Here is a 24,224-nt window from a genome sequence, read left to right on the forward strand (position 1 = left end):
CAATCTTCCATCAAAACTTAACCGGCCGGTAAACCTTTGATAAAATTTGCATTCTCGATCAACTAATTTGAGCTACGTTAAGGTCTGTTAAAAATTCAAAAATGGCTTTAGCAGATACTAACTTATGAAGTTTCAACAGCCCCTAGAAACCACTACCATCGACTCGCTGAAAGGCGTTGGCCCTAAAATGTTAGAAAAGTTAGCCAAATTACATTTACATAATTTGGGAGACTTACTACTTCATTTGCCGCTTCGCTATCAGGATAAAACTCGCATTGCCCCAATTGATTCACTGTTGGTGGGTGTCGAAGCGCAAACCGAAGGGACAATTATTTCTCAAACCATGACCCGTGGCGGTCGTAATAGTTTATTAGTGGTGATTCAATCCGACAGTGGCGCTTGCATTACTTTGCGTTTTTTCCATTACCACTTCCGTCAAGCGCAAAGCTTCACTCGCGGCAAAACCTTACGCGTTTTCGGCGAAGTTCGTTCAGGTCCAAACGGACTAGAAATGGTTCATCCAAGCTACCAATTTGTAAATTTGGAAAAACCTCCAGCACTGGAAACCACTCTAACGCCTGTTTACCCAACCACTGAAGGCTTAGGACAAGCCAGCCTCATTAAATTAATCGACCAAGCGTTAAAATCACTGGAAATAAATCCTTTACCCGAAATGTTACCGGCCGGTCTTTTAGATGAAGTGCAATTACCCAGCCTTCAAGATGCCATCCGAACGTTGCATCAACCGCAAGCTTCTGACGATTTAGTTGCCATCAAACAGTTCAAACATCCTGCGCAACAACGATTGATTCTAGAAGAACTTATCAGTCAACAGATTGGCCTGCAACAGCTCAGACAACAAGAACAAAAATGCCTAGCGCCGAAATTTCCATCCAGCCAAAAGGTCAATGAGTTGCTTGCTAGCTTACCGTTTTCACTGACCGGCGCTCAACAACGAGTTTTAGCTGAAATCCAGCAAGACCTTCAGCAAACGCATCCCATGCAACGTCTGGTTCAAGGAGATGTCGGCTCCGGTAAAACAGTCGTGGCAGCAATCGCTGCAATTCAAGCAGCTGAAGCAGGCTTTCAGGTCGCAGTTATGGCACCCACAGAAATCCTCGCCGAGCAGCATTTGCATGCATTTCAAGAGTGGCTTGAGCCATTAGAAATTTCTGTCTCTTGGCTTAATGGTCGAATGAAAGCCGCTGAACGCCGTTTTCGGCTGGCTGAAATTGCCAATGGCGAAGCCAAGATTATTGTTGGCACCCACGCCCTATTCCAAGAGGCTGTGAATTTCAATAATTTGGGGTTGGTGATTATTGACGAACAACACAGATTTGGGGTACACCAAAGGCTCGCTCTTCAACAAAAAGGCCAAAGCATAGTTCTTGAAGGTGAAGAAAATATTGACACGAATCCAGACGAAACTAATTTGCTAGAGTCCGAGACTCTTGATGGAGCCGAAGCGCAGTTGGCTGATAGTGCCAATGGGTATCGAAAGCCTGGGAGCAACAAAGAAATCGAGCAAAATAGACTGTCTGAAGTGCATCCACACCAATTGATTATGACCGCGACGCCTATTCCCAGGACTTTAGCAATGACCGCTTACGGCGATTTGGATTTATCTATTATCGACGAGCTACCACCTGGCCGAAAACCGATTGAAACCGCTGTCATGAGCAATAGCAAACGATTTGAGCTCATGGAACACTTGTATGCTAAATGCAAGCAAGGGGTACAAGCCTACTGGGTCTGTCCGTTAATTGAAGAATCCGAACTGTTGCATGCACAAGCGTCTGAAGTCACCGCTACCCAGTTTACCGACCACTGGCCGGATTTGCGTGTCGGGCTAGTACATGGACGACTCAATGGTGAAGACAAAGCCAGAGTGATGAATGCGTTTAAAAATCATGAATTGGATTTATTGGTAGCGACCACGGTGATTGAAGTTGGCGTCAATGTCCCCAATTCAAGTTTAATGATTATTGAAAATGCAGAACGTTTGGGATTAGCGCAACTTCACCAACTCCGAGGACGAGTCGGCCGAGGTGATAAACAGAGCCATTGCGTATTACTTTACCAATCGCCACTTTCTGCAACAGGTAAAGCGCGTTTGAATATCATGCGAGAAACTAATGATGGTTTTGTAATTGCTGAAGAAGATATGAAAATCCGCGGACCTGGTGAAATCCTAGGCACGCGCCAAACAGGCGGTTTACAATTGCGCATTGCCGATCTTCAACGCGATGCCCAGTGGATACCCCTTGCTCAAGAATGGGCAGAGAAGCTTTTAAATTCTACACCGAACGTCGTGGATACCTTACAGCAGCGCTGGATTGGAGAAAAAGCAGAATATCGTAAAGCTTAATCAACTTAAAGCTCAATCTATCAAAGACACTATTCATAAAATGGCCGGAATTCTTCCTCTTTTCCTAACCAACTCTTTAGAAGTAACCCACCTAATTAACGATTTCTAAAACTTTTTGTAACCCCAGCCTTGCTGCATTTTTTCCACGATAATATCCAAAGCCAGTCGGTCAGACGCGACAGCTGGAATTAATTTTACGGCTTTGCCCTGTTCCTGCTTTCTTTCAATTGCTCGACTACAGGCAATCAATTTGACATTATCGTAGCGTGAAAGTAGCGCAAGAATTTCTTCTTTATGAGGATTATTTTCAGCAAAAAATTCAATACCTAGGTCATTGGTAATAATTTCAAGCGTCTTAGGTCCAAGCTCGGGAGAAAGGGAGCTTTGCTCTAAAAGCAAACGTGCTTCTTGCAATAATCTCTCGCCTCGCTCTTCCTGATTAGTATCCAGATGCAGTACAACATTCTTTCCAGATTTTGTCTGCTGAGAAGCGGCGGCTGTCTGTTGCTGAGAGGTGTATGCAGAGGAATCAGTCATAGAGTGCCCGCCCCAAAAGCCTACAATGACTGCCAAAAATAAACTGGCGGCATAAACCGTTGATTTAAAACTCCCTGTACGGCTGACAGAAACAGACGACTTAGGAGGTGCAGGAATCGACTTGTAATAGCGCTGTATATCCTGTTTAACTCGAGCCATTGCATTAAGTTCTTCGGCTAATTCCTTATCCTGTTTTAAGGCCGCTTCAAACGTACGCTGATCAGATTTGGATAATTCTCCGTCAAGATACAAATGTAGATACTGTTTAGGATCAAATACCATGAGCTTTAAACTCCACCACTTTGGAAGTACCGAGATTGGCTTCACTTCTTTCTATTAATTGACGAATATGTTTCCGTGCCCGAGACAAACGACTCATAACAGTTCCAATCGGAACCTGCAAAATATCGGAAACTTCTTGGTAACTATAACCTTCCAAGTCAACCAATAGGATGACTTGCCGATATTCGACCGATAAACGGCCAATCGCCTGATGAACATTCTCGCAAGTTTGATGAAGAATATAAACCTGTTCGACACAGGTAGAACACAGATCAACTTCCTGGTCGAGCACGTCCATTTCTACCCACTTTTTATTTTGACGAAGATAGTCAAGAAACTGATTATGCATGATCTTAAACAACCAACGATCTGCCCCTTCAAAGTTGTGAAGTTGATGGCTTTTTTCTAGTGCCTTCACCACTGTATCTTGCACTAAATCTAGCGCCACATGTCGACTTTGAGACCAACCATAAGCAACACGATAAAGAGTGTCGTACTGAGTTTCCAAAACCGCCTTCACTTTTTTCTGCTGGCATAAGCCAGACCATTTTTTAAACATAAAAAACTCCTTTTTTCCATAATAAAGGTATTTTTCAAATCTTTGCAAGTGATTGTTGTATAAGGATTTTCTTAAATAAACACAGCCTATAAAGAGATAAAAACTTTATCCAAAGAAAATGGGAATAAAACCGGAGGCTATTTCGTTTAAAGATTAAGTAAGCGATTACGACATAGACATATTAAATGTCGCGGTAATCTAAATTTTAAAAATGCAAAACAGGAATATAAACCTAAAACAATTCCCACTAGAACAATTCTGCTCACAAGAAAAATAAGCTACAAAGCCTTAATCACAATTGGAGAAAGTACAATGAAACATTTCGCTCATACAATAACTTTACTAACAACCGCTTGCTTACTGATGGCAAGTGCTTTTCAAACGGTACAGGCCAAAAGCGAACGCTACGCCGAACAAAAAGTGGTTTATCACATTAACTACGACGACCCTAGCAAACAATCTAGCACGCTTAGAAACATCCAAAACCATGTTAACGCTCTGGGTGCCGATCACGTTAACATTAAAGTCATTCTTCACGGAAACGGTCTTTCTTTATTGCTAAAACCCGAAGCCCTCGCTAATGTTCCAAAATTCAAAACTGGAAATGCCGACACCTCTCTTCAACAAAAAATAGACAGCTTGAGAATGCAGGGAGTACAGTTCAATGTTTGCTCCAATACCGTTAAAGGACGAAACGTAAACATTGACAGAGATTTATATGAAGTGGAAAAAAACGACGTTGTGCCAAGCGGTGTTGCAGAGCTCACTTACCTTCAACAAAAAGGTTACCTATATTTGAGACCTTAAGATTTCACACTTAAGTAACAGAGGAACAGATAGATTCCTCTTGAACCAAACCTATTTTTTGGAAGTTCCCAACAATGGGGACTCCCTCTAATTATTTTTGCTAAGGCAAAATACCTTCTCTCCTCAAGAGGCCTGTTAATTCGGTTTGACAAGTAATGAAGCACAGAGACTTTCATTTTCCAGACGGAAAGCGTTATCTCTCGACCTCATTACTTGTCGAGTCGGATTAACACTTTTACTTTATCTCAATCGTCAACAAGTTACATTTTTCAAAAGAAACCCTAGCCTAGGGTTGAACTTTGGATCATTTTCAATAATCACTCAATCTTCAAACAAACTTAATTGAACAGCATTTAGCAGTGTTCTTTACGCCCTCAATGCTAAAGCTTTATAATTCTCATAGCATTTTTAAATAAACCAGCAATACAACGATAGAGATAGTCTTACGAGCCGGAGAAATACCATATTAAAAAACTGAGCGAACTAAGAAAGACAGTCTCTTTTCCACCGAAATTTTATAACCGATACAATCTTCAATGACCATTCAATGGAAACCAGAAAAGTTGATTCACCGTATTCATCCAGATAGAGCTATTCAAATCTGGTTGAAAGACGATCAATCATTAACTGCAAAGCTTCGCTGCTTTTGCCCTGGAATAAATGTGGAAATTCTAAACGAAGCCATTGAAAAACCCCTGAAAAGCGAAGCTGACTACCTTGGTTTAACAAAAACTCAAAAAGTCTGGGTACGTAGTATCGTTCTGAAATGCCATGAAATACCCTTAATTTATGCGCGCACTGTCATTCCTTACCTAGATGAAAATAATCCTTGGCATAACTTGCAAAACCTTGGCACAAAACCTCTAGGAGAAATCCTTTTTGATCCCAAACAACCTGCTATTCGACGCTTGCCATTTCGTTTCGCAAGAACAAAACTTTCCCAATTGCCCTATTTGTTGAAACAATTCCCGAATATTCAAGAAGGTTTTGGCCTTGCTCGCCAATCAGTCTTTTTACAACATCAAGCGCCTTTACTGCTGACGGAAGTTTTCCTGCCTGATTTTTGCACCTACCCTAAAGAGAACATTAACTAACAAGTAAGTGCATTTCTAACTGCATCAGTAAAGCTGGATGTGGCTTACTGAATACTTTAGAACCCAAACAAACATCGATTTTGGAAAATTGAAAGAAACAAAAGAGATTAAAATTTTGGTCATTGTAGGCATCAATAGCTCACAAGAATCCCCCAAAACTTTCAGCTTATAACCAAAGCATCTCGGATCTGCATAAAAGCGATTAGAAATTCAAACAGCATTCGCCAGAAGAGTTCCATCAACAAAAAAATCACCACAAACATCAAACCTAATTTTAAGCGTGAAGAAAAACTCAAACGGGCACTTAATTGCGCCTGCGTAATCGTTAAAAACGCTTGCAAACTTGGAGATACTCGAACCAATTTTCGCATGGATAAAAATAGAAAAATAGGCATGATCACCGCGCCCAAATAGTAAAAGACAATCAGAGCTTGCTGACTAATTAAAGTTTGAAAACTGAGGAACTCGAACATAATCCTTTACCGGTAAAAATGCATTTCTAACTGAAGCAGTAAGGCCGGATGCGGCTTACTGAACCCCTCCGAATTATAGCCAGTAATTCTTGGCTCAAATTCAGCAAACAAGCGTTCTTTGTAGAGTTTCTCTCGCCAGTTAAAACCAATCGCTGCATTTTCAATGGTTTGATGACGACTATCCAAGCGCCAATCTCCATCAATAAAATAAGCATAAAAACGATGGTCTGAAATTTTGTCAAACCAAGTAAAACGTTGGTTAATGATGTAATCTTTATCCCTATGCATCCAAGTACCGGTTGTCTGACTTCTCAAAAGATCGCCCTTGTTTAAGGGCTTGGAAAACGTTTGGCGTGATTCCAACATAAACCCACGTACATGCTCAAAAATCGCATTATTCGTGGTGGTACTTAACCATGATTCTCCAAATCGAGCGTTCACTTGATAGTTCAGCAAAACATAAGGATTGGGCTTCACCAATTGCTGAAATTTCAAACCGCTTTTTAATTTCAACACCTGGTTGGTTTCTTTTAAAAACTCTTTTTGCAAACTAAAAGAAACTTCTGTATTGGCCTCTCGATTCTCATCTGATTGTTCAAATTCTTTGAGCTGAGTACCGGGAGTCCGGTTATCGGGCGAATCGATCGAAGTCTCATCAAACGACGAAATCATTAACTGCCAGCGATCCTTACTTCGAGGTAGGTCAATCGATGCCCTAAATTTCAAACTACTTTTCGAGTTTCCAGCCTTTTCGAAGGTCGATGGAAAATACAAAATAAACCGACTCTGCTTTCGCTTCACCTCTTCTTCAGATCCGCCTAGAAACCGGTCAAGATTGTCGACATAACCATCTAAAGTAGCACCAAATTCACTTTGCCAGGCCTCAAGCGCTTTTAAACCGTTATGCAACGGGCCACTTTGCACATCTTCAAAAAAGAATTGTTTGTTTTGTTGCGAAACATCCTGAGACTCAGCGGAAGCATTTAACGCTGCGCTTAACAACAAGCCAATTGACAAGCTTTGATACAATATCGACTGACAAAATAGAGAAGTGCGACTAATAAACATATGAGCAACCAAATTAACCAAATCCAAGCAAGTTTTGATGCTGTGGAAGACAGAATACTCCTAAAATTCAAAACCAACAACGGGGATGTTTACCTAACATGGCTCAGTAGACGCTATTGCAAACTGTTGATTCCGGTCCTACATGGCAGGCATCCTAAATCTGGAGAGCAGTTATTAACCGATGAAACCTCAATTGAAAAGCAATTTGAAAAAGAGAAGGCTCAATTGGAAGGTGACTATAGCAGCCCCTATGAAAAGCCTGAAAACCCCCAGTACCCTCTTGGAGAAGAGCCCATATTACTGGCACAAATTAGTTTTAAAAACATGAATACAGATGCTCCCTCTATCAGTCTTGAACCGAATAAAGGGCCTGGCGTATTACTGCCTTATCATCCACAGCTATTAGGCCCTATGCTAAAAATTATAACCACTGCGATAGAAAAGACAGATTGGAATTTAGGCGATGAGATCTTATTTCAATTGCCGGGTTCTGAAACAGCCATTCACTGACAAACTTTACCGGCCGGTAAAGTTTATGATTGCCGAATCTTACCTTTGAACGTTCTGGATTCGGCTTGTTTGAATAAATTGCCATGTAAAACCATTTTCTGAATCAATAAAATGCACAGCCATGCCCAAATCATACTGGTTAGGGTGTGGCTAAAAAAGTGGTCACCAATAAGCATTTTGTAGATACCAAGTGTCCACCCCAAACCTAACGCAAAACTCAAAGCTAACCACTGTTGTTTTCGCCCAGAAAATAAAAAGAACAACGACAATAAAGCAAACGCTCCGCTAGCATGACCAGCCGGATAACAGCGAATATTTGTATTTTGCGAAAAGTTAGCAGGATAATCGTTAAGTAGCGTTTTATGAGGATATGTTCCTTCAAATGTTTGCAGGTTTTTAGGACAAGGAATGTGAGTACTTGCTTTTAAACCATTGACGGTTAGAGGAACTACGATGCAAGACAAAATCACAATACTTATTTTTTGTCGAAGAAAATGTGTTTCTTTAAATTTGAAACTAAAAAGCCACAATGCGATTAACGAAAGTAAGAAAATCCCAAAAACGACTTTCACACCATTATAAAAAACCAGCTTAGTCAGCGCATCGTTTCGATCTAGCCACCACTGATGACTTTGGAAATCGTACAGCGGTGTTTGAATCCAAAAATCTAAAGCCGACCATTCAAACAAACTTACACTGACCAGTAATGCACAGAGAGTAAAGAACAAACTCTTCATAAACGCTATGTTTGCAGGCGGCTTGTTCAATTTATGAAAAAAAGAACCTTTCGATGCATCGGTAGCTTGAGAGCCGGCCTTTGCAGTTACCGAAGATTTAGGGGGGATGACTGTAAACATGGACTTCTCCTTTCGAAGAAGTATGGTGCTATCAAGTTATCAACGCATCGGACATTTGCCCGAATAGTCCACAATCATTAACAAATGCGGCACGCTTAAGGGGGGTAGAACAATTGACCGATTTAATTTTTACTGAATCGTCACTAAGCCACTCATTTAAATTTTCTCAGCTCTTTGCCGAATTCTTTCTCTGGCTAAACCAAAAAACAACCTAGTTTTTAAATCACGTAATGGGCAATTATCCCCAATAAAACAATGGCGCCAATCCAATGATTATCTAAAAAAACTTTAAATGCTTGTTCAGGACAGCCTGTGGCGATTTTCTCAAGATCGCGAGCAAACCACCAACCGACAACCAAAAGACTTAAATAGTAAGGCGCTTGCAATTCGAATGCCCAGCCCATCGCAATCAGCAAGCTCAGCATAACGAGCTGGAAAAATGCAATCCAGCCTACAATCTTGTCACCAAACAAAATCGCTGTCGACTTAATTCCCGCCTTCAAGTCGTCCGGCTTATCACCTACCGCATAGGCAGTGTCATAAATCAAAGACCAAACCATAGTAGCCGCAAACACAAGCCAAGCTGCGGCAGGTAAAGTTCCGGTAACCGCAGTAAAGCCCATTGGAACCGCCCATGCAAAGGCAGCACCCAAAAATGCTTGTGGCCAATGAGTGTGACGCTTCATAAATGGATAAAGTGCAGCTAAAAATAATGCACCGAGAGATAAGGCAATTGTTTGCCAGTTCAGCATTAAAACTAAGCCAAAAGAAATAAGACACAAAATACCAAAAAAGACGAGTGCTTCTTTTTCAGTTAAAACACCCGTTGCTAAAGGCCGACAACAGGTTCGAGCCACTTGGCCATCAAAGTGGCGATCCGCATAATCATTAATGACGCAACCCGCAGAGCGCATAAGCACCGCACCGGCAATAAAGACCCCAAGAACCCATAACTCTGGCACACCTTCAGCAGCAATCCACAGAGCCCAAAGTGCTGGCCAAAGTACTAGATAGATTCCAATCGGCCGGTTAATTCGTGTTAAATCAATGTAAGCTTGAATTTTGGAAAGCATAAAACCGCTAACAATTAAGCCGCTAAAAACGTATCAATTTCTGATCTGGCCGCAGGCGAGAGTTCAAGGTTAGCCATCTCTTTGCCTTGACGATCTTCATAGTGTAAATGCACTTTTTGATCTTCTTTCGCCCAGTGAATCACATAGCCATAGCCACACAGTTCGGTTTGGCCGACATCTTGGTGTTTAAGCTCCCAACCGTTTTCTGTCATAAAGGTACGCAAAGCCTCGCACTTTGCCGGATCCATTTGTAAATATTGCATTGTTTTTTCCTTTTATTGAAATCATCGCCGATATTTCGTGTGTCTTTGAAAAGACACACGAAAACATTGCGGACTATTATTTCTTATCCGGTTTTTGCCAACCTTTCATGGTCACTTGCTTTGAACGCGATAGTGTTAATTCACCGGCCGGTGAATCTTTGGTAATGGTCGACCCCGCCCCAATTGTCGCACCATCACCAATTTCAACTGGGGCGACAAGTTGACTATCTGAACCAACAAACACCTTATTTCCAATTACAGTCTGGTGTTTATTCACACCATCGTAATTACAGGTAATGCTGCCAGCCCCAATATTACAACCCTCACCCATCAGAGTATCGCCAATATAACTCAAATGATTCACTTTTGAACCAATACCGATTTTGGCTTTTTTAGTTTCAACAAAGTTACCAATACGAACGCTATCAGCCAACTCTGTCCCAGGACGCAAGCGAGCATAGGGCCCAATATTGGCATTTTGTCCAACCACACAATCTTCCAAATGACTAAACGGGTGAATTTGCGTACCTGTAGCTATGATGACATTTTTCAAAATGCAGTTAGCACCCACTTTCACACCATCGGCCAACTTCACTGCTCCTTCAAGAATCACATTCACATCGATTTCCACATCCTGACCAACCTCAACCGATCCTCGAATATCCAAACGCGATGCATCGATAACCGTCGCCCCCTGAACCATTAATTCATTCGCCAATTGCATCTGATAATCACGTTCCAGACTTTGCAGTTGGCACTTATCATTGACCCCCAACACTTCAATCTCTGCTTGCGGTTGTGTGGTTTGCACAGCAAAGCCATCTGCGACGCACATGGCAATAATATCCGTCAGATAAAATTCACCTTGTGCGTTGTTGGATTCAAGTCGAGATAACCAACCTTTAAGTTTCGCACCTTTGGCAGCTAAAATTCCGGTATTCACCTCAGTGATTTTGAGCTGTTCAGGATTTGCATCTTTTTGCTCAACAATCGCCTGCACTGCCAAATGCTGGTCTCGAATGATACGCCCATAACCGCTTGGGTTATCCAAATTAATCGTTAATAACCCCAAAGGGTGCTCATCGGAAACTAAATTCAACAAATCATCCAAAGTGGATTTCGCAGTTAAAGGTACATCTCCATACAACACTAGCACTGTGTCATTATCGGTAATCTCAGGAATTGCCTGTTGCACCGCATGACCTGTTCCTAGCTGTTCAGTTTGGGCGACAAAATCGACACCTTGATCAATCATCGCCTCTTCAATCAAATGAGACTGATGGCCTACAACCGTTAAAATTTGCTCAGCATTGAGTTCCTTCGCCGTATCCACCACATGCTGTAATAGGGTTTTACCAGCTAATGGCTGCAGAACCTTCGGTAAACTGGAACGCATACGAGTGCCTTTACCGGCCGCTAAAATCACAACTTTCATAACTTTCCTTTTAGAAGCACGATTAATCTCGCTTCTATTCATTCTTTAGCCTTGCTATTGAACTTAGCTCAAAACTCGCTAGGGCGTTAGCGAAAAAGGCTTTTTTCGAGAAGTGTAGCGCAGTTTACACGAAGTAAATGAGCAACGCATCGCAGAAAAAAACCTTTTGCAGTTTGCCATAATAGAGTTTTGATCAAGTTCTGACACTTAGACGATATAGCAATGGGATTGTGAAGAGTGTCAACAGAGTTGACACAAAAATTCCCCAAACAATCGCTGTCGCCACAGGGCTAAACATAAGTGAATGACCACCTGATCCCAATGCCAAAGCCATTAAGCCGGACATCGTTGTAGTGGCAGTAATAATAATCGGTGTTAAGCGGCGGCGAGCGGCATAGACAATGGAGTGCAAAATACTCATCCCTTGAATACGACGCTCATTAGCTGCCGCAATCAACACAATTGCTGAATTCACTGCAATTCCAGACAGCGCCACCACCCCATAAAGAGTGTAAAGACTCAGCGGATTATTACTCAACCACAATCCGTAAGCCACACCGGTAAACGCCATTGGAATGGTTACCAAAATGATGAGAGGCTGAAGATAACTATTAAACTGCGCTCCCAAAATCAGATACATAATCCCAATACCTAGAATAAAGAGATATTGCATTGCCTCAAGCGATTCGTTGATTTCATCTAGTTCGCCCGAAAAATCCAAATTAATCCCCGGATGCTGCGACTGAATTTTCGCCCATTCATCCTGTAGAATTTGGTTAGCAACTAATGTATCGGTTTGCGTTTTATCCAAATCGGCTTCTAAGGTAATAGCTCGACTAAAGTTGTGGTGCTTCAAGGTCACAAAGCCTTGCCGCACTTCAGCTTCTAGCAACTCCGATAAGCTAACCACCCCTTTTGGGGTCGCGATTGGCGTGTTCAACCAGGTATCGATATCCGAGCTGGAACGTGTGTCGCTTTGGATTCGTAAGTCCACCTCTTGGCCATCATTATTCAATTGCGCGACCACTTCACCATCCGCCATAAGACGTAAGGTTCTAACCACAGTTAAAGGATCTAACCCTGTTGCACGTATCGCAGGCATGTCCAAATGAGTAATCAGTTGTTGCGACCCTAGACTCGCATCATTGGTAATATCCGTTGCGCCGGGAATCTGTTCAAGAATTTGAGTTAAATCGCCAATGGCTGCCAGAATTGTTTCGTAATCTTCACCACGCACTTTTACACTAATCGGCTTGGAACTGGGCGGCCCACCTGACATTTTCAACAAACTGACTTTTGCACCGGCCGGTGCAATTTGTGGAAGCTTCTCTCGCAGAACTTCAATTATCTGATTCACATCGGTGGAGTTTTCAGTAGGCTCCGCCAAACTGACAAACAACTGACCATATTGATCACCTAGCTTGGGTTCGGTTTCCGTAAACATCTGTCCTGAATAAGCAGTAATGGAACGAATATCTTCAGGCTTGGTCAGGCCGCGTACTTGATGCTCTACCTCCTTGACCTTTTGCAAAGTGGCTTCGAGTTCAGTGCCGGATGGCATTTCAACATTGACATAAAAAATACGCAAAGTATCGCTGGCAAAGAAGTTGGTTTCGATTTTTCCAGAAGCCATTAGCCAAACCGAAGAGCCGACTGCACTCAATAAAAATCCGATGGTTAACACTGGGTGTCGAAAACTTTTAATCAGAAGTTTGCCATAAGTATTACGCAACTTCATAAGCAAGCGTTCACGCGGTGAAGTGAGATGATGACTTTGCGATAAGCTCAGGTGCAATAAATGCGTTTGTGATGGCAAAATCCAAAAAGCTTGAATTAAGCTAATGGTTAACGCAATCGCTACAACCAGAGGCACCACTCGCATGAAATCGCCCAAAATCCCCGGCATTAACATCAGCGGTAAAAAGGCAGCAATCGTGGTTAACACTGCGGCAAAAATCGGCCAACCAATCTCTTTCATAGCTTCCAATGCTGCATCAATGGTATTTAACCCCTGATGCAATCGATACAGCATCGCCTCCACCATAACTACCGCAACATCGACCAACATACCTAATGCAATCACCACACCGAGCAATACAGTCAAATTCAGCGTATCACCACTAAAATATAACACTGAAAACACGCCAGCCAGTGCAAATGGGATGGCCAAGCCAACTAAAAGTCCTACACGCCATCCCAAAAATAGCCAACTAACCAACAGAACTAAAATCAATCCCTGCAAAGCATTGTTTTCCATTAACGAAATTGCGTTTTTCGTCGGTAGAGTTTGATCGTCTGCCAAAATGGCAGTGACACCTTCGACACTACTCTGTGCGTTGTAGATTTCTAAATAGCTGTCAATCTCTTGAATCAATTCAATGGTATTACTTCGGTCTTTTTTCATCACTGCCAGCAACACCGCTGGTTGATCTTCAAAAGAGACCTGCTGTGCAGCACGCTCTTGACCAAATGTAATTTGAGCAACTTGCGATAAGGATAATTCGGTTTCTCCTAATGGAATCTTTAAATGCGCCAAGTCTTCCGGCGCAATACTTTGCCCTAAATGACGCACCAACCAGTTTTTTTCTGCAATCGAGATTTTCCCAGCGGCGGTATCCTGCCATTGCGAGGCGACAATATCGGCCAACTGTGCAGGAGTGAGCCCATGATTCGCCAAAGCGGCTGAGTCAATGGTGACTTGTAGCTCAGGATCATTCAGGCCGACCGTATCGACGCGATCAATGCCTTCAATTCGTTCAAGTTCACGTTGCAAAAGATACGAATTTGCACGCAAGATTTCATCATAAGCTTGACCCTTAAGCACTACCATTGCACTTGGATAAGCATTCGCACTCGTGATTTCAAGAATAGTGGGGTCAATGGTATCTTCGGGCAATTCGGATTGTTTATTTTGAATTTCTCGACGAAGGTCGTTAACCCTTTTATCAAAGGTTCGAGTATCAATATCCTCAAAGCGCAATAAGATGTTCGACAAACCGACACGGGACGTTGATGAGACGAAATTAACATCTCGCACTTTTCTCAGTGCATCTTCCAATGGTTGGGTCACTCTCTTTTCGATATCTTCTGCACTTGCACCAGGTAAAGCTGTAACAATCACAATCCAATTGAAGTTAATCGTAGGGTCTTGCTGGCGTGGCATATTTTGATAGGAGAACAACCCAATCGCTAGCACTAGAACAAATACTAAATTAGTAAGAACCGTGTTGGAAAGTAATGCTCGCATCAAATTTACCTATTTATTCAATCCGATCGCCATCTTGCAGACCCAGCTGACCTTCCACCACGATATTCAATGATTGCCAACCGGCTGGCAGTTTTGCAGCTCGTCCAATCTGAGCGACTTCAATTACTTTAAATTTAGCAACCTGATTTTCAACGACAAATACCCCGACTTGCTTATGCCTTTGCACTAAAACATCTGCAGGTAAATATGAAATCGATTCTTGAACCAGCACTACGCCTTGTTGGCCTAATAATAAATCTTCAGGTGCCTTATACCAAACGTGTAGCATTTTTGACTGGGGATCAAGGGCTTTTGATTGTCTAAGAAGTCTTAGCCTAGTGGTTGAGTCGTCGATATTTAGCCAAACGGCATTGGATAAAGTTTTTACATTGTTAATAGCCAATGGAATGCGTACTTCAATTTCTGCCTGTTCCAGCTGTTTTATTGAAACAATAGGCGAACCGGGGTTGAGCCAACTGCCTACGCCAGTCATTTTTTCAACAATCACACCTTTAAAAGGTGCTTTGATTGTGCAACGTTCAATGTTACGTTTGTGCATTCGTTGCTGTAGTTCCAAGGAATTAAGTTGTGCTTCCAGAACTTGTTTCCGAGCAAGTGCTTCATCTCTAGACGCGTCTGAAGTCAAACTACGGTTTTGTAAGTTTTTTAATCGCTCATACTGCAACTCAGCCAAATGTAAATTTGCCAATAATTCATTTCGAGAAATTTTAGTTAACGCTAATTGGTCTTCAAAATCACGACAATCCAATCTCGCAATAACTTTACCGGCCGGTAAAACTTCACCTTCCTTAATAGACAACTCTTTCAATTGGGCACTCAACTGAGAACTAATTTGACTTGTTGATTGTGAAATGACTTCAGCGCTAAATTCATACACAGGAAAAAATACTAGGTCTTGAATTGGCCGTGTTTGAACGCTTTGAGAAAAGCTTAAAGACGAGTAGAAAAAAGAAAGTAATAGCAACCAACGCATCGCTTTAACCCTTTGAAGAGGAAATCTTATTGTAGCGATTGATGAGTGTCTTAAAAGAAAATTTAGGGCATAAAAAAAGCGAGCCGAAGCTCGCTTTTTCAGTACAGGGGTAACAATTAAGCCATCCCAGTCTTTTGTAGGCGATCACGCAACTTAGTCAGTGCTTGAATTTGACCTACGGCTTCGGCTAATTCAATCTGAGCACGAGCGATGTCGGTTTCTGATTGTGCATTTTCCATAGCCTCTTCAGCTGCACGTTTTGCTTCTTCGGCTTGTGCTTCATCCAAATCCGCTGCACGAATTGCTGTATCCGCAAGGATAGTGACAACTGATGGTTGGATTTCGATAATGCCACCGTTGACGTAGAAGATACCTTCTTCGTCACCAGAAACAACGCGAACTGCGCCCGGTTTTAGCGAGCTTAAAAACTGGGTGTGGTGAGGTAGGATGCCTACTTCACCATCGGCAGCCTGTGCGAAAACTTGCTCTGCTTTACCAGAGAAGATTGAACCTTCCGCACTTACAACATCTACTTGCATTGTGACTGCCATAATAAATTACCCTTGATATTTTTTCGCGTTCTCTAGAACTTCGTCGATGTCCCCAGCGTACATAAACGCTTTTTCAGGAATATCGTCTAGCTCACCAGATGCGATCATTTTGAATCCACGAATCGTTTCTTTCAGTGGAACATAACGACCATCTTCACCAGTGAAGACTTTCGCTACGAAGTAAGGCTGAGAGAAGAAACGTTGCATCTTACGAGCACGCGCAACTAAGTTACGGTCTTCTTCAGAAAGCTCGTCCATACCAAGGATCGCGATGATGTCTTTCAACTCTTTGTAACGTTGTAGCGTTTGCTGAACGTTACGTGCAACATCATAGTGCTCTTGACCAACAACTTGTGGGTCTAGCTGACGTGACGTAGAGTCTAGAGGATCGATTGCTGGGTAGATACCTTGTTCCGCGATACCACGGTTAAGTACTACTGTTGCATCCAAGTGAGCAAACGTTGTTGCTGGAGCAGGGTCAGTCAAGTCATCCGCAGGAACGTAAACGGCCTGGATAGATGTGATAGAACCTGTCTTAGTTGACGTGATACGCTCTTGAACCTGACCCATCTCTTCAGCTAGGTTAGGTTGGTAACCTACCGCAGAAGGTAGACGACCTAGAAGTGCAGATACCTCAGTACCCGCTAGCGTGTAACGGTAGATGTTATCTACGAAGAATAGAACATCACGACCTTCATCACGGAAGAACTCAGCCATTGTTAGACCAGTCAACGCAACACGTAGACGGTTACCTGGTGGCTCATTCATCTGACCGTAAACTAGGGCAACTTTGTCAAGTACGTCTGACTCTTCCATTTCATAGTAGAAGTCGTTACCTTCACGAGTACGCTCACCAACACCTGCGAATACAGAGTAACCACTGTGCTCGATAGCGATGTTACGGATAAGCTCCATCATGTTTACGGTTTTACCAACACCGGCACCACCGAATAGACCAACTTTACCACCTTTCGCGAAAGGACAAATCAAGTCAATTACTTTAACACCTGTTTCTAGTAGATCTTGAGAAGCTGCTAGCTCATCAAATGCTGGAGCTTGACGGTGGATAACCATTTTTTGCTCAGCTTCTACTGGACCAGCCATATCAATCGCGTTACCAAGAACGTCGAAAATACGACCTAGTGTTGCTTTACCTACTGGTACAGAGATTGGCTCACCAGTATTTGTTACTGCCATGCCACGCTTAAGACCGTCAGATGAACCCATCGCGATACCGCGAACTGTGTTATCACCGACCTGCTGTTGCACTTCGATCGTTAGATCCGTTGCATCAACTTTTAACGCGTCATAGATTTTTGGTAAATCAGCACCTTTGAATTCGACGTCAACAACCGCGCCGATTACTTGTACTATTTTTCCACTCATAATCTTTAACCTTTTATTGAAACTTTCAAACTTATACAGCCGCTGTACCAGCAACGATTTCTGAAATTTCAGCTGTGATCGCAGCTTGACGCGCCTTGTTGTAAGACAACTTCAATTCATTGATCATTTCACCCGCATTGTCAGTCGCGTTCTTCATCGCAATCATACGAGCACCTTGCTCACACGCTGCGTTTTCAACGACTGCACCAAATACAGTTGCTTCAACATAACGACGCATTAATAAGTCCAGTGCCGTTGGAGCATCTGGCTCATATAGGTAATCCCAATGCGTTTCGTCAGTTTTATCATCAGCTTGTAATGGAACCAGTTGGGAAACAGTTGGATCTTGAGACATTGTGTTTACAAACACGTTTGATGCGATATGAACTTCGTCCAAATCACCGGCATCAAATTTATCTAGAACAACTTTTACTGTACCGACTAGGTCCTCAATGTGTGGAGTATCACCAAGATCAGAAACAGAAGCGGCAACATTACCACCGTATGAACGGAAGAATGTTTTTGCTTTGTTTCCAACCAATGCTAGTTCTACTTCTACACCAGCTTCTTGCCAAGCTTTCATCTTCGGCAAGATCTTACGGAATAAGTTTGAGTTTAAACCACCACAAAGACCTCGATCAGAAGAGACGACAATTAAGCCAACGCGTTTGACGCTGTCACGCACTTGAGTATAAGGATGCTTATACTCAGGGTGAGCACCGGCTACGTGACCAATGACTCTCTTCACTTTTTCGACGTATGGCTGAGTCGCTTCCATGCGAGCTTGCGCTTTACGCATTTTAGACGCCGCAACCATTTCCATGGCTTTGGTGATTTTTTTGGTATTCGTTACGGACTTAATTTTCGCCCGTATTTCTTTACTACCGCCTGCCATGGCCTACTCCTTACTCTTAGTAAACGCCGTTTGCTTTGAACTCTTCAATAGCTGCTTTCATGTCTGCAGCAATATCATCGTTCCACTTACCACCATCATTGATGGTTGCAACTAGGTCAGTTTTACTTGAGTTTAGGAAAGCATGCATAGCAGCTTCGAAATCTAGTACTTTTTCAACTTCGATATCGTCTAGGAAACCTTCGTTAGCAGAGAACAAAGAAGCAGCCATCTCAGCGATTGTTAGCGGAGAGAATTGCTTTTGCTTCATTAGCTCAGTGACACGCTTACCACGTTCCAACTGTGCTTTAGTTGCTGCATCTAGATCAGAAGCAAACTGTGCGAAGGCCGCAAGTTCACGGTACTGAGCTAGGTCAAGACGGATACCACCACCAAGTTTCTTGATCGCTTTAGTCTGAGCTGCACCACCAACACGCGATACAGAAAGACCAGCGTTAACCGCAGGACGGATACCTTGAGAGAACATTGCTGTTTCAAGGAAGATCTGACCATCAGTGATCGAGATAACGTTAGTTGGAACGAAAGCTGATACGTCACCGGCTTGAGTTTCAATAATTGGAAGAGCAGTCAATGAACCAGTCTTACCTTTTACTTCACCGTTAGTGAAACGCTCTACATAGTCCTCAGATACACGAGCAGCACGCTCAAGTAGACGAGAATGAAGATAGAAGATGTCACCTGGGAATGCTTCACGACCTGGTGGACGACGAAGTAGTAGTGAAATCTGACGGTAAGCTTGCGCTTGCTTAGATAAATCATCATAAATGATCAAAGCATCTTCACCACGGTCACGGAAATACTCACCCATCGCACAACCAGCGTAAGCCGCTAGGTATTGTAGTGCTGCTGGATCAGATGCATTCGCTGCAACAATAACCGTGTTATCCATCGCACCAGTTTCTTCTAGTTTACGACGAACGTTGTTAACAGTAGATGCTTTTTGACCCATCGCTACGTAAACACACTTAACACCAGTGTCTTTTTGAGAGATGATTGCGTCGATTGCAATAGCTGTTTTACCAGTCTGACGGTCACCGATGATCAACTCACGCTGACCACGACCTACAGGAATCATTGAGTCGATAGACTTAATACCTGTCATCATCGGCTGATCAACTGATTTACGATCGATTACACCAGGAGCGATACGCTCGATTGGTGAAGTAACCTTAGTGTCGATTGGACCTTTACCGTCGATTGCACGGCCTAGACCGTCAACAACACGACCCATCATTTCTGGACCGACTGGTACTTCAAGAATTTTTCCAGTACAAGTAACTTTTGCACCTTCAGAGATGTGCTTGTATTCACCAAGAATTACCACACCGATTGAATCACGCTCTAGGTTAAGCGCCATACCGAATGTAGTTTCATCAAATTGAACCATCTCACCATACATTACGTCTGAGACACCGTGAACACGTGCGATACCATCAGCGATGCTAACGACTGTCCCTTCGCTGCCAGACTCAGCCGCACCGTCAAAACCGGCAATGCGGTCTTTAATTAGGCTGCTGATTTCAGAGGCATTCAATTGCATGTTTGTTCCTCTCCATTATTGGGCGATTGCTGCGCCAAGTTTATTCAGTTGGGATTGTGCTGAGCCATCTAGCGCCCAGTCACCGACCATAATCTTAATGCCGCCGACCAATGAAGCATCTACTTCATATGTGATCTCTACTTCGGCATCAAACTTAGCATTTAAAGCAGCACTTAATTTATTCTTCTGCTCATCCGTTACGTCAAAAGCGGATACAACCGTTGCACGCACACGTTTTTCTTCTTCGGCCTTCAAAGCTTCATATTGCCCTGATACTTCAGTTAGTGCTTGTAAACGTTTGTTTTCTGCCATTGCAGCTAACAGGTTTTTACCTTGTGTGGTCAGTTTGTCACCCATCACCGCTTCAAATACAGAAAGAATTTCTGCTTGGCTGCGTGAAGGATCATCCATTAAAACTTGCATAGCTTGATCTGCAGCAATTGCAGATAAGTTTGCAAGTTGGTCTGACCAAGCTGCTAGGCTTTGCTCTTCTTTCGCAAGAGCAAAAACTGCTTCAGCGTAAGGTCTTGCAATTTTCATTAATTCTGCCATAGAGTCTTACCCTTAGATTTGTTTTACTAGGGCTTCTAGCATGTCGTTATGCGCAGCAGCGTTAACTTCTTTTCCTAGAATCTTCTCTGCACCAGAGACTGCAATTGTCGCCACTTCTTGACGTAATTGCTCTCTTGCACGACTTACTTCTTGCTCTATTTCTGCTTGGGCGGAAGCTTTGATACGTTCTGCTTCTTCGGTTGCTTTTACTTTCGCATCTTCTACGATTTCAGAACCGCGCTTTTCAGCTTGACTTAGAACGTTTTGAGCTTGAGCTTTAGCATCTTTAAGCACATCTTTGGCTTTTTGTTCAGCTAGCTCTAACTCATGCTTACCTTTCTCAGCAGCCGAAAGACCATCAGCAATTTTCTTCTGACGCTCTTCCATTAACTTCGAAAGTGGCCCCCACAGCACTTTGTTCACAAACCAGATCAATAGCACAAATGCAATAATCTGGATGAGAAGCGTTGCGTTAATACTCACAGTGGTTACCTCGCCATTCGTTAGTAATTATTTAATCAATAATATGGTTACAAGTTACTACTTGGGATTAAGCACCCATTGCAGCTTGCATTGCACCAACGAATGGGTTAGCGAATAGGAACCACATTGCGAAAGCTAGGATAATGAATGGGAAAGATTCCATAAGACCAGCGAAGATGAACATGTTAGTCATCAAAGCAGGACGCATTTCAGGTTGACGTGCGATACCTTCTAGAGTCTTAGAACAGATTAGACCCCAACCGATAGCTGAACCCAGACCAGCAGCAGCCAAGATTACACCAACACCGATTGCTGTAGCAGCATAAATATCCGCAATAAATTGAGCTTCCATTTAGATTACTCCTTAAAGTTTAAAGTTAAAGTTAAAAAAAGCTTTTTACTCAGGCATTCCTAAGAACGCTTAAGTAGGTGCGCTTAAACCCTTTTAAAGCCCCTCCGAAAAGGAGCTTTAGATTTCATATTGTTTATCGAGGGATTAGTGACCTTCGTCGTGTGCCATTCCAAGATAAACAATGGTGAGCACCATAAAGATGAATGCTTGTAGCGTGATGACCAACAAGTGGAAGATCAACCAGCCTAGATCAAGCACAACTTGTAGTGGCGCCCAGAATAGGGCAGCGGCACCCACTGCTAGAGTTCCACCGATCAAAGCGATCAGCAGGAATACCAATTCCCCTGCGAACATGTTACCGAACAAACGCAGAGCAAGAGATAGAGGTTTAGAAACTTCTTCGATCAACGTCATAACGATGTTGAATGGCACGAAGAACTTCCCGAATGGGTGGAATAGGAACATCTTAGTGAAGCCCCAAACACCTTTAATTTTAATGTTGTAGTACAGGATCAATGCAAACACTGTGAATGCCATCGCCAGAGTCGTATTCAAGTCCGTTGTCGGAACGACTTTTAAATAGGCGTGAGAATCACCTGTGATGATTTGGAACAACCAAGGGAGTAGATCGACTGGAATCAAATCCATAAAGTTCATTAGCCAAACCCATAAGAAAATGGTCAATGCTAATGGAGCGATTAGAGGATTGTGACCTGGGAAGGCATCACGAACATTGGTCGCGACAAAATCTAAAATTGATTCCACAAAGTTTTGGAAGCCACCTGGGGTTCCGCTTTCAAGCTGTTTACCCAAACGAGCTGCAACAAAAATAATCAGCGCACCTAGTAAAAAACTTACCACAATTGTATCCATGTTGAAGGTCCAGAAACCTTCCCCGATGGTGTTATTGGTCAAGTGGTGTTGGATATACTCGACCGTTCCCATTTTCTCAGCCAATGGTCTACTCCTTAGTCAGTCAAACGTCTTTTCCCTTTCAGGTTGAAAAGTTGTCCAATTTGCATCAATACAAAGGTAATGATGACTGGAAACGCTTCACTCTGATCGAGATAAGACAGCCCTAAAACAAACAACACAGCCAACAAAATAAATCTGATGACTGCACTCGTATATAAAATCAGCATGCCCGCTTTTGGATCCTCTGCGGCTTTTTTGTTTGCTCGGGCAAATGTCCATTGCAACATTGCAATATTTACCAAACCAACAAAAAAACCGTAGCCGGATGCCAAAGCTTGGCCTTGCGTCGTATAAAAAACGACGACTAAAATTCCAATAATGCCTTGAACTTTATAGGCTGTATCCAGATTTTTAATCATCTTTCTTCTCTGGTTCGTAATGATCTAAACGTTGAGTCACACGAATCACTTTCTGGATACCACCAATAAAGCCCAACAATGCACACGCCAACATAAAGATCGGGCGTGTGTCAAAAACTTCATCCAGTGCATAACCGACTAAAAAGCCAGCAACGATCATCGAAGTAAAAATGGAACCGGCGCTTAGCATAAGATAATTTGCTGCTGGGCCTGGCGCACCGTTTGGTTTCTTTTCGTTTGATGAACCTTCCGGTGTTGACATCCAAATTCCTCGGCTAGTCGTTATATTTCATGCACAGTATTACGTAGGTCATTTTGATTTCTAACCTAAACGGTCGCATATGTTAATGTTTTATTCGAATAATTGCTAGCTGTATCGGGCTGATTTTTAAGCTTTTTTAAAGCCTGGCATTTCCACCTAATTCCGTTCTAGTAGTCAGCTAACGCATCAAAAACTATTTGTTGTGATTTTATGCATGGAAATCACTATATAAGCTTTTTATATCGACATATATTAGCTTTTACTTATTCTTTACCGGCAGGTGACATTTAGGATTGTAAGTAATTTAAAACTTTTAAAAATTCATTTTGATCTTGGAATCGGATCTCAATTTTTCCTTTCCCATCTGCCTTCTGAGAAATTTTCACTTTTGAACCGATCAAACTGTGTAAATGTTTTTGCTGGGTATTAATATATTCTTTTTGCTGTTCACTCAATTCATCTGGCTTTGATGTCTCAGCTGATTCTTCAATCTGTAAGACTTTTTGCGCAGCCTCTTCCATTTGACGCACAGACCATGAATTTTCAATGGCTTTAGAAATCAGGTCTGTTTGCAGATCTTCTGGAAAGCTAATTACGCATCGCGCATGCCCCATTGAAATTTGACCGTTGTGAAGTGCATCTTGGATAGATTGGGGAAGTTTGAGAAGGCGCAATAGATTAGAAACGGCAGAACGTGAGCGACCCACGGCTTCAGCAACCGCTTGCTGGGTTAAATCAAATTCTTTAATTAAACGTTTTAAACCTAGTGCGGTTTCAATTGGATTTAAATCTTCACGTTGAATATTTTCAATCAACGACATGGCCAATGTTGTTTGTGCATCTGTGGTACGAATAATGACGGGAACTTTTTCTAGTCCTGCCAATTTTGACGCACGCCAGCGACGTTCACCAGCAATAATTTCATACTTATCTTCATCAATTTCACGCACAATAATCGGCTGAACGAGACCTTGAGCTTGAATGGAGTCCGCTAGCTCTTGAAGCGCGCCATCATCAAAGGTTTGACGAGGTTGATATTCACCGGGTTGTAGTTGGCGAATCGAGAGCTTATCAACACGCTGTTCATTTTGGCTGTTTTGACTTTTCTGCTTAGCGCCAAGCATGGCCTGAATACCACGACCACCCATTCCTGAACGTTTTTTTACCACGGTTGAATCCTCGTTTAATTTGGTAATTTGTTTTTATTGAAAATCACCCAACTCTTTAATCAAAAGCGTTTAAATCCTTGAATGGCCGACTAGAGCAATCTTGGAGTTTAAATCA

The 24,224-nt window shown here is 42.6% G+C and carries 25 protein-coding genes; 4 read left to right on the forward strand and 21 right to left on the reverse strand.

Annotated elements, in window-relative coordinates:
- Window positions 1–124: 124 nt before the first annotated feature.
- The gene (gene recG / locus D9T12_RS12125; RefSeq protein ID WP_130538416.1) at window positions 125–2,368 is read left to right on the forward strand and encodes an ATP-dependent DNA helicase RecG; all 2,244 of its coding nucleotides are present in this window, start codon (window positions 125–127) and stop codon (window positions 2,366–2,368) included.
- Window positions 2,369–2,473: 105 nt separating this feature from the next.
- Here the strand turns inward: recG and D9T12_RS12130 are convergent, their stop codons facing one another.
- Both D9T12_RS12130 and D9T12_RS12135 read right to left on the reverse strand, forming a co-directional pair.
- On the reverse strand, window positions 2,474–3,187 hold the full coding sequence (locus D9T12_RS12130; protein ID WP_130538417.1) for a hypothetical protein: 714 nt from the start codon (window positions 3,185–3,187) through the stop codon (window positions 2,474–2,476).
- Window positions 3,177–3,746 carry an RNA polymerase sigma factor gene (locus D9T12_RS12135; protein WP_130538418.1) on the reverse strand — a complete coding sequence of 190 codons (570 nt, stop codon included), beginning with the start codon at window positions 3,744–3,746 and terminating at the stop codon, window positions 3,177–3,179. Before D9T12_RS12135 ends, D9T12_RS12130 begins: the two co-directional genes overlap by 11 nt.
- A 312-nt stretch (window positions 3,747–4,058) precedes the next feature.
- On the opposite strand from D9T12_RS12135, the gene D9T12_RS12140 reads away from it, so the two are divergent.
- Window positions 4,059–4,553 (forward strand): DsrE family protein, encoded by a 495-nt coding sequence (locus D9T12_RS12140; RefSeq protein ID WP_130538419.1) that lies wholly within the window; start codon window positions 4,059–4,061, stop codon window positions 4,551–4,553.
- Window positions 4,554–5,089: 536 nt separating this feature from the next.
- Window positions 5,090–5,647 carry a chorismate--pyruvate lyase family protein gene (locus tag D9T12_RS12145; RefSeq protein ID WP_130538420.1) on the forward strand — a complete coding sequence of 186 codons (558 nt, stop codon included), beginning with the start codon at window positions 5,090–5,092 and terminating at the stop codon, window positions 5,645–5,647.
- A 161-nt stretch (window positions 5,648–5,808) separates the two neighbouring features.
- Here the strand turns inward: D9T12_RS12145 and D9T12_RS12150 are convergent, their stop codons facing one another.
- Window positions 5,809–6,120, reverse strand: a complete 312-nt coding sequence (locus D9T12_RS12150) for a DUF4282 domain-containing protein (RefSeq protein WP_130538421.1) — start codon at window positions 6,118–6,120, stop codon at window positions 5,809–5,811.
- Between the two features lie 6 nt (window positions 6,121–6,126).
- On the reverse strand, window positions 6,127–7,188 hold the full coding sequence (locus D9T12_RS12155) for a hypothetical protein (protein WP_130538422.1): 1,062 nt from the start codon (window positions 7,186–7,188) through the stop codon (window positions 6,127–6,129).
- On the opposite strand from D9T12_RS12155, the gene D9T12_RS12160 reads away from it, so the two are divergent.
- Complete coding sequence (locus D9T12_RS12160) at window positions 7,189–7,698, forward strand: hypothetical protein (RefSeq protein ID WP_130538423.1); 510 nt, start codon at window positions 7,189–7,191, stop codon at window positions 7,696–7,698. It begins immediately after the preceding gene.
- A 23-nt stretch (window positions 7,699–7,721) separates the two neighbouring features.
- Here D9T12_RS12160 and D9T12_RS12165 read toward each other — a convergent pair whose 3' ends face one another.
- From D9T12_RS12165 to D9T12_RS12245, 17 genes are all read right to left on the reverse strand, one after another.
- Entirely contained in the window at window positions 7,722–8,555 is an 834-nt protein-coding gene (locus tag D9T12_RS12165) for a phosphatase PAP2 family protein (RefSeq protein ID WP_130538424.1), read from the reverse strand.
- Between the two features lie 218 nt (window positions 8,556–8,773).
- Complete coding sequence (ubiA, locus tag D9T12_RS12170; RefSeq protein WP_130538425.1) at window positions 8,774–9,628, reverse strand: 4-hydroxybenzoate octaprenyltransferase; 855 nt, start codon at window positions 9,626–9,628, stop codon at window positions 8,774–8,776.
- Between the two features lie 14 nt (window positions 9,629–9,642).
- A complete protein-coding gene (locus tag D9T12_RS12175) occupies window positions 9,643–9,891 on the reverse strand; it encodes a hypothetical protein (protein WP_130538426.1) in 249 nt (82 codons plus the stop codon).
- Between the two features lie 76 nt (window positions 9,892–9,967).
- Complete coding sequence (glmU, locus tag D9T12_RS12180) at window positions 9,968–11,326, reverse strand: bifunctional UDP-N-acetylglucosamine diphosphorylase/glucosamine-1-phosphate N-acetyltransferase GlmU (protein ID WP_206199105.1); 1,359 nt, start codon at window positions 11,324–11,326, stop codon at window positions 9,968–9,970.
- Window positions 11,327–11,519: 193 nt separating this feature from the next.
- A complete protein-coding gene (locus tag D9T12_RS12185; RefSeq protein WP_130538428.1) occupies window positions 11,520–14,573 on the reverse strand; it encodes an efflux RND transporter permease subunit in 3,054 nt (1,017 codons plus the stop codon).
- 13 nt (window positions 14,574–14,586) lie between these two features.
- On the reverse strand, window positions 14,587–15,567 hold the full coding sequence (locus tag D9T12_RS12190) for an efflux RND transporter periplasmic adaptor subunit (protein WP_130538429.1): 981 nt from the start codon (window positions 15,565–15,567) through the stop codon (window positions 14,587–14,589).
- Window positions 15,568–15,683: 116 nt separating this feature from the next.
- Window positions 15,684–16,118, reverse strand: coding sequence for a F0F1 ATP synthase subunit epsilon (locus tag D9T12_RS12195; protein WP_130538430.1), 435 nt, complete (start codon window positions 16,116–16,118; stop codon window positions 15,684–15,686).
- Window positions 16,119–16,124: 6 nt separating this feature from the next.
- A complete protein-coding gene (gene atpD / locus D9T12_RS12200) occupies window positions 16,125–17,507 on the reverse strand; it encodes a F0F1 ATP synthase subunit beta (RefSeq protein ID WP_206199167.1) in 1,383 nt (460 codons plus the stop codon).
- Window positions 17,508–17,535: 28 nt separating this feature from the next.
- Window positions 17,536–18,399, reverse strand: a complete 864-nt coding sequence (gene atpG, locus D9T12_RS12205; protein WP_130538432.1) for a F0F1 ATP synthase subunit gamma — start codon at window positions 18,397–18,399, stop codon at window positions 17,536–17,538.
- Window positions 18,400–18,415: 16 nt separating this feature from the next.
- Window positions 18,416–19,957: a F0F1 ATP synthase subunit alpha gene (gene atpA / locus D9T12_RS12210; protein WP_130538433.1), complete on the reverse strand. Its 1,542-nt coding sequence runs from the start codon at window positions 19,955–19,957 to the stop codon at window positions 18,416–18,418.
- Window positions 19,958–19,972: 15 nt separating this feature from the next.
- Window positions 19,973–20,509 carry a F0F1 ATP synthase subunit delta gene (locus D9T12_RS12215; RefSeq protein ID WP_130538434.1) on the reverse strand — a complete coding sequence of 179 codons (537 nt, stop codon included), beginning with the start codon at window positions 20,507–20,509 and terminating at the stop codon, window positions 19,973–19,975.
- Window positions 20,510–20,521: 12 nt separating this feature from the next.
- Window positions 20,522–20,992, reverse strand: coding sequence for a F0F1 ATP synthase subunit B (locus tag D9T12_RS12220; protein WP_130538435.1), 471 nt, complete (start codon window positions 20,990–20,992; stop codon window positions 20,522–20,524).
- A gap of 67 nt (window positions 20,993–21,059) precedes the next feature.
- Window positions 21,060–21,344 carry a F0F1 ATP synthase subunit C gene (gene atpE / locus D9T12_RS12225; RefSeq protein WP_068581171.1) on the reverse strand — a complete coding sequence of 95 codons (285 nt, stop codon included), beginning with the start codon at window positions 21,342–21,344 and terminating at the stop codon, window positions 21,060–21,062.
- A 144-nt stretch (window positions 21,345–21,488) separates the two neighbouring features.
- Window positions 21,489–22,289 (reverse strand): F0F1 ATP synthase subunit A, encoded by an 801-nt coding sequence (atpB, locus tag D9T12_RS12230; protein ID WP_130538628.1) that lies wholly within the window; start codon window positions 22,287–22,289, stop codon window positions 21,489–21,491.
- A 23-nt stretch (window positions 22,290–22,312) separates the two neighbouring features.
- Window positions 22,313–22,678, reverse strand: a complete 366-nt coding sequence (locus tag D9T12_RS12235) for an ATP synthase subunit I (RefSeq protein WP_130538436.1) — start codon at window positions 22,676–22,678, stop codon at window positions 22,313–22,315.
- Window positions 22,671–22,940: an AtpZ/AtpI family protein gene (locus D9T12_RS12240; RefSeq protein WP_130538437.1), complete on the reverse strand. Its 270-nt coding sequence runs from the start codon at window positions 22,938–22,940 to the stop codon at window positions 22,671–22,673. The genes D9T12_RS12235 and D9T12_RS12240 overlap by 8 nt, the downstream gene beginning before the upstream one ends.
- Before the next feature lie 287 nt (window positions 22,941–23,227).
- The gene (locus tag D9T12_RS12245; RefSeq protein WP_240693193.1) at window positions 23,228–24,109 is read right to left on the reverse strand and encodes a ParB/RepB/Spo0J family partition protein; all 882 of its coding nucleotides are present in this window, start codon (window positions 24,107–24,109) and stop codon (window positions 23,228–23,230) included.
- Window positions 24,110–24,224 lie beyond the last annotated feature (115 nt).

Source organism: Thiomicrorhabdus indica (assembly GCF_004293625.1).
Classification (GTDB): Bacteria; Pseudomonadota; Gammaproteobacteria; order Thiomicrospirales; family Thiomicrospiraceae; genus Thiomicrorhabdus; species Thiomicrorhabdus indica.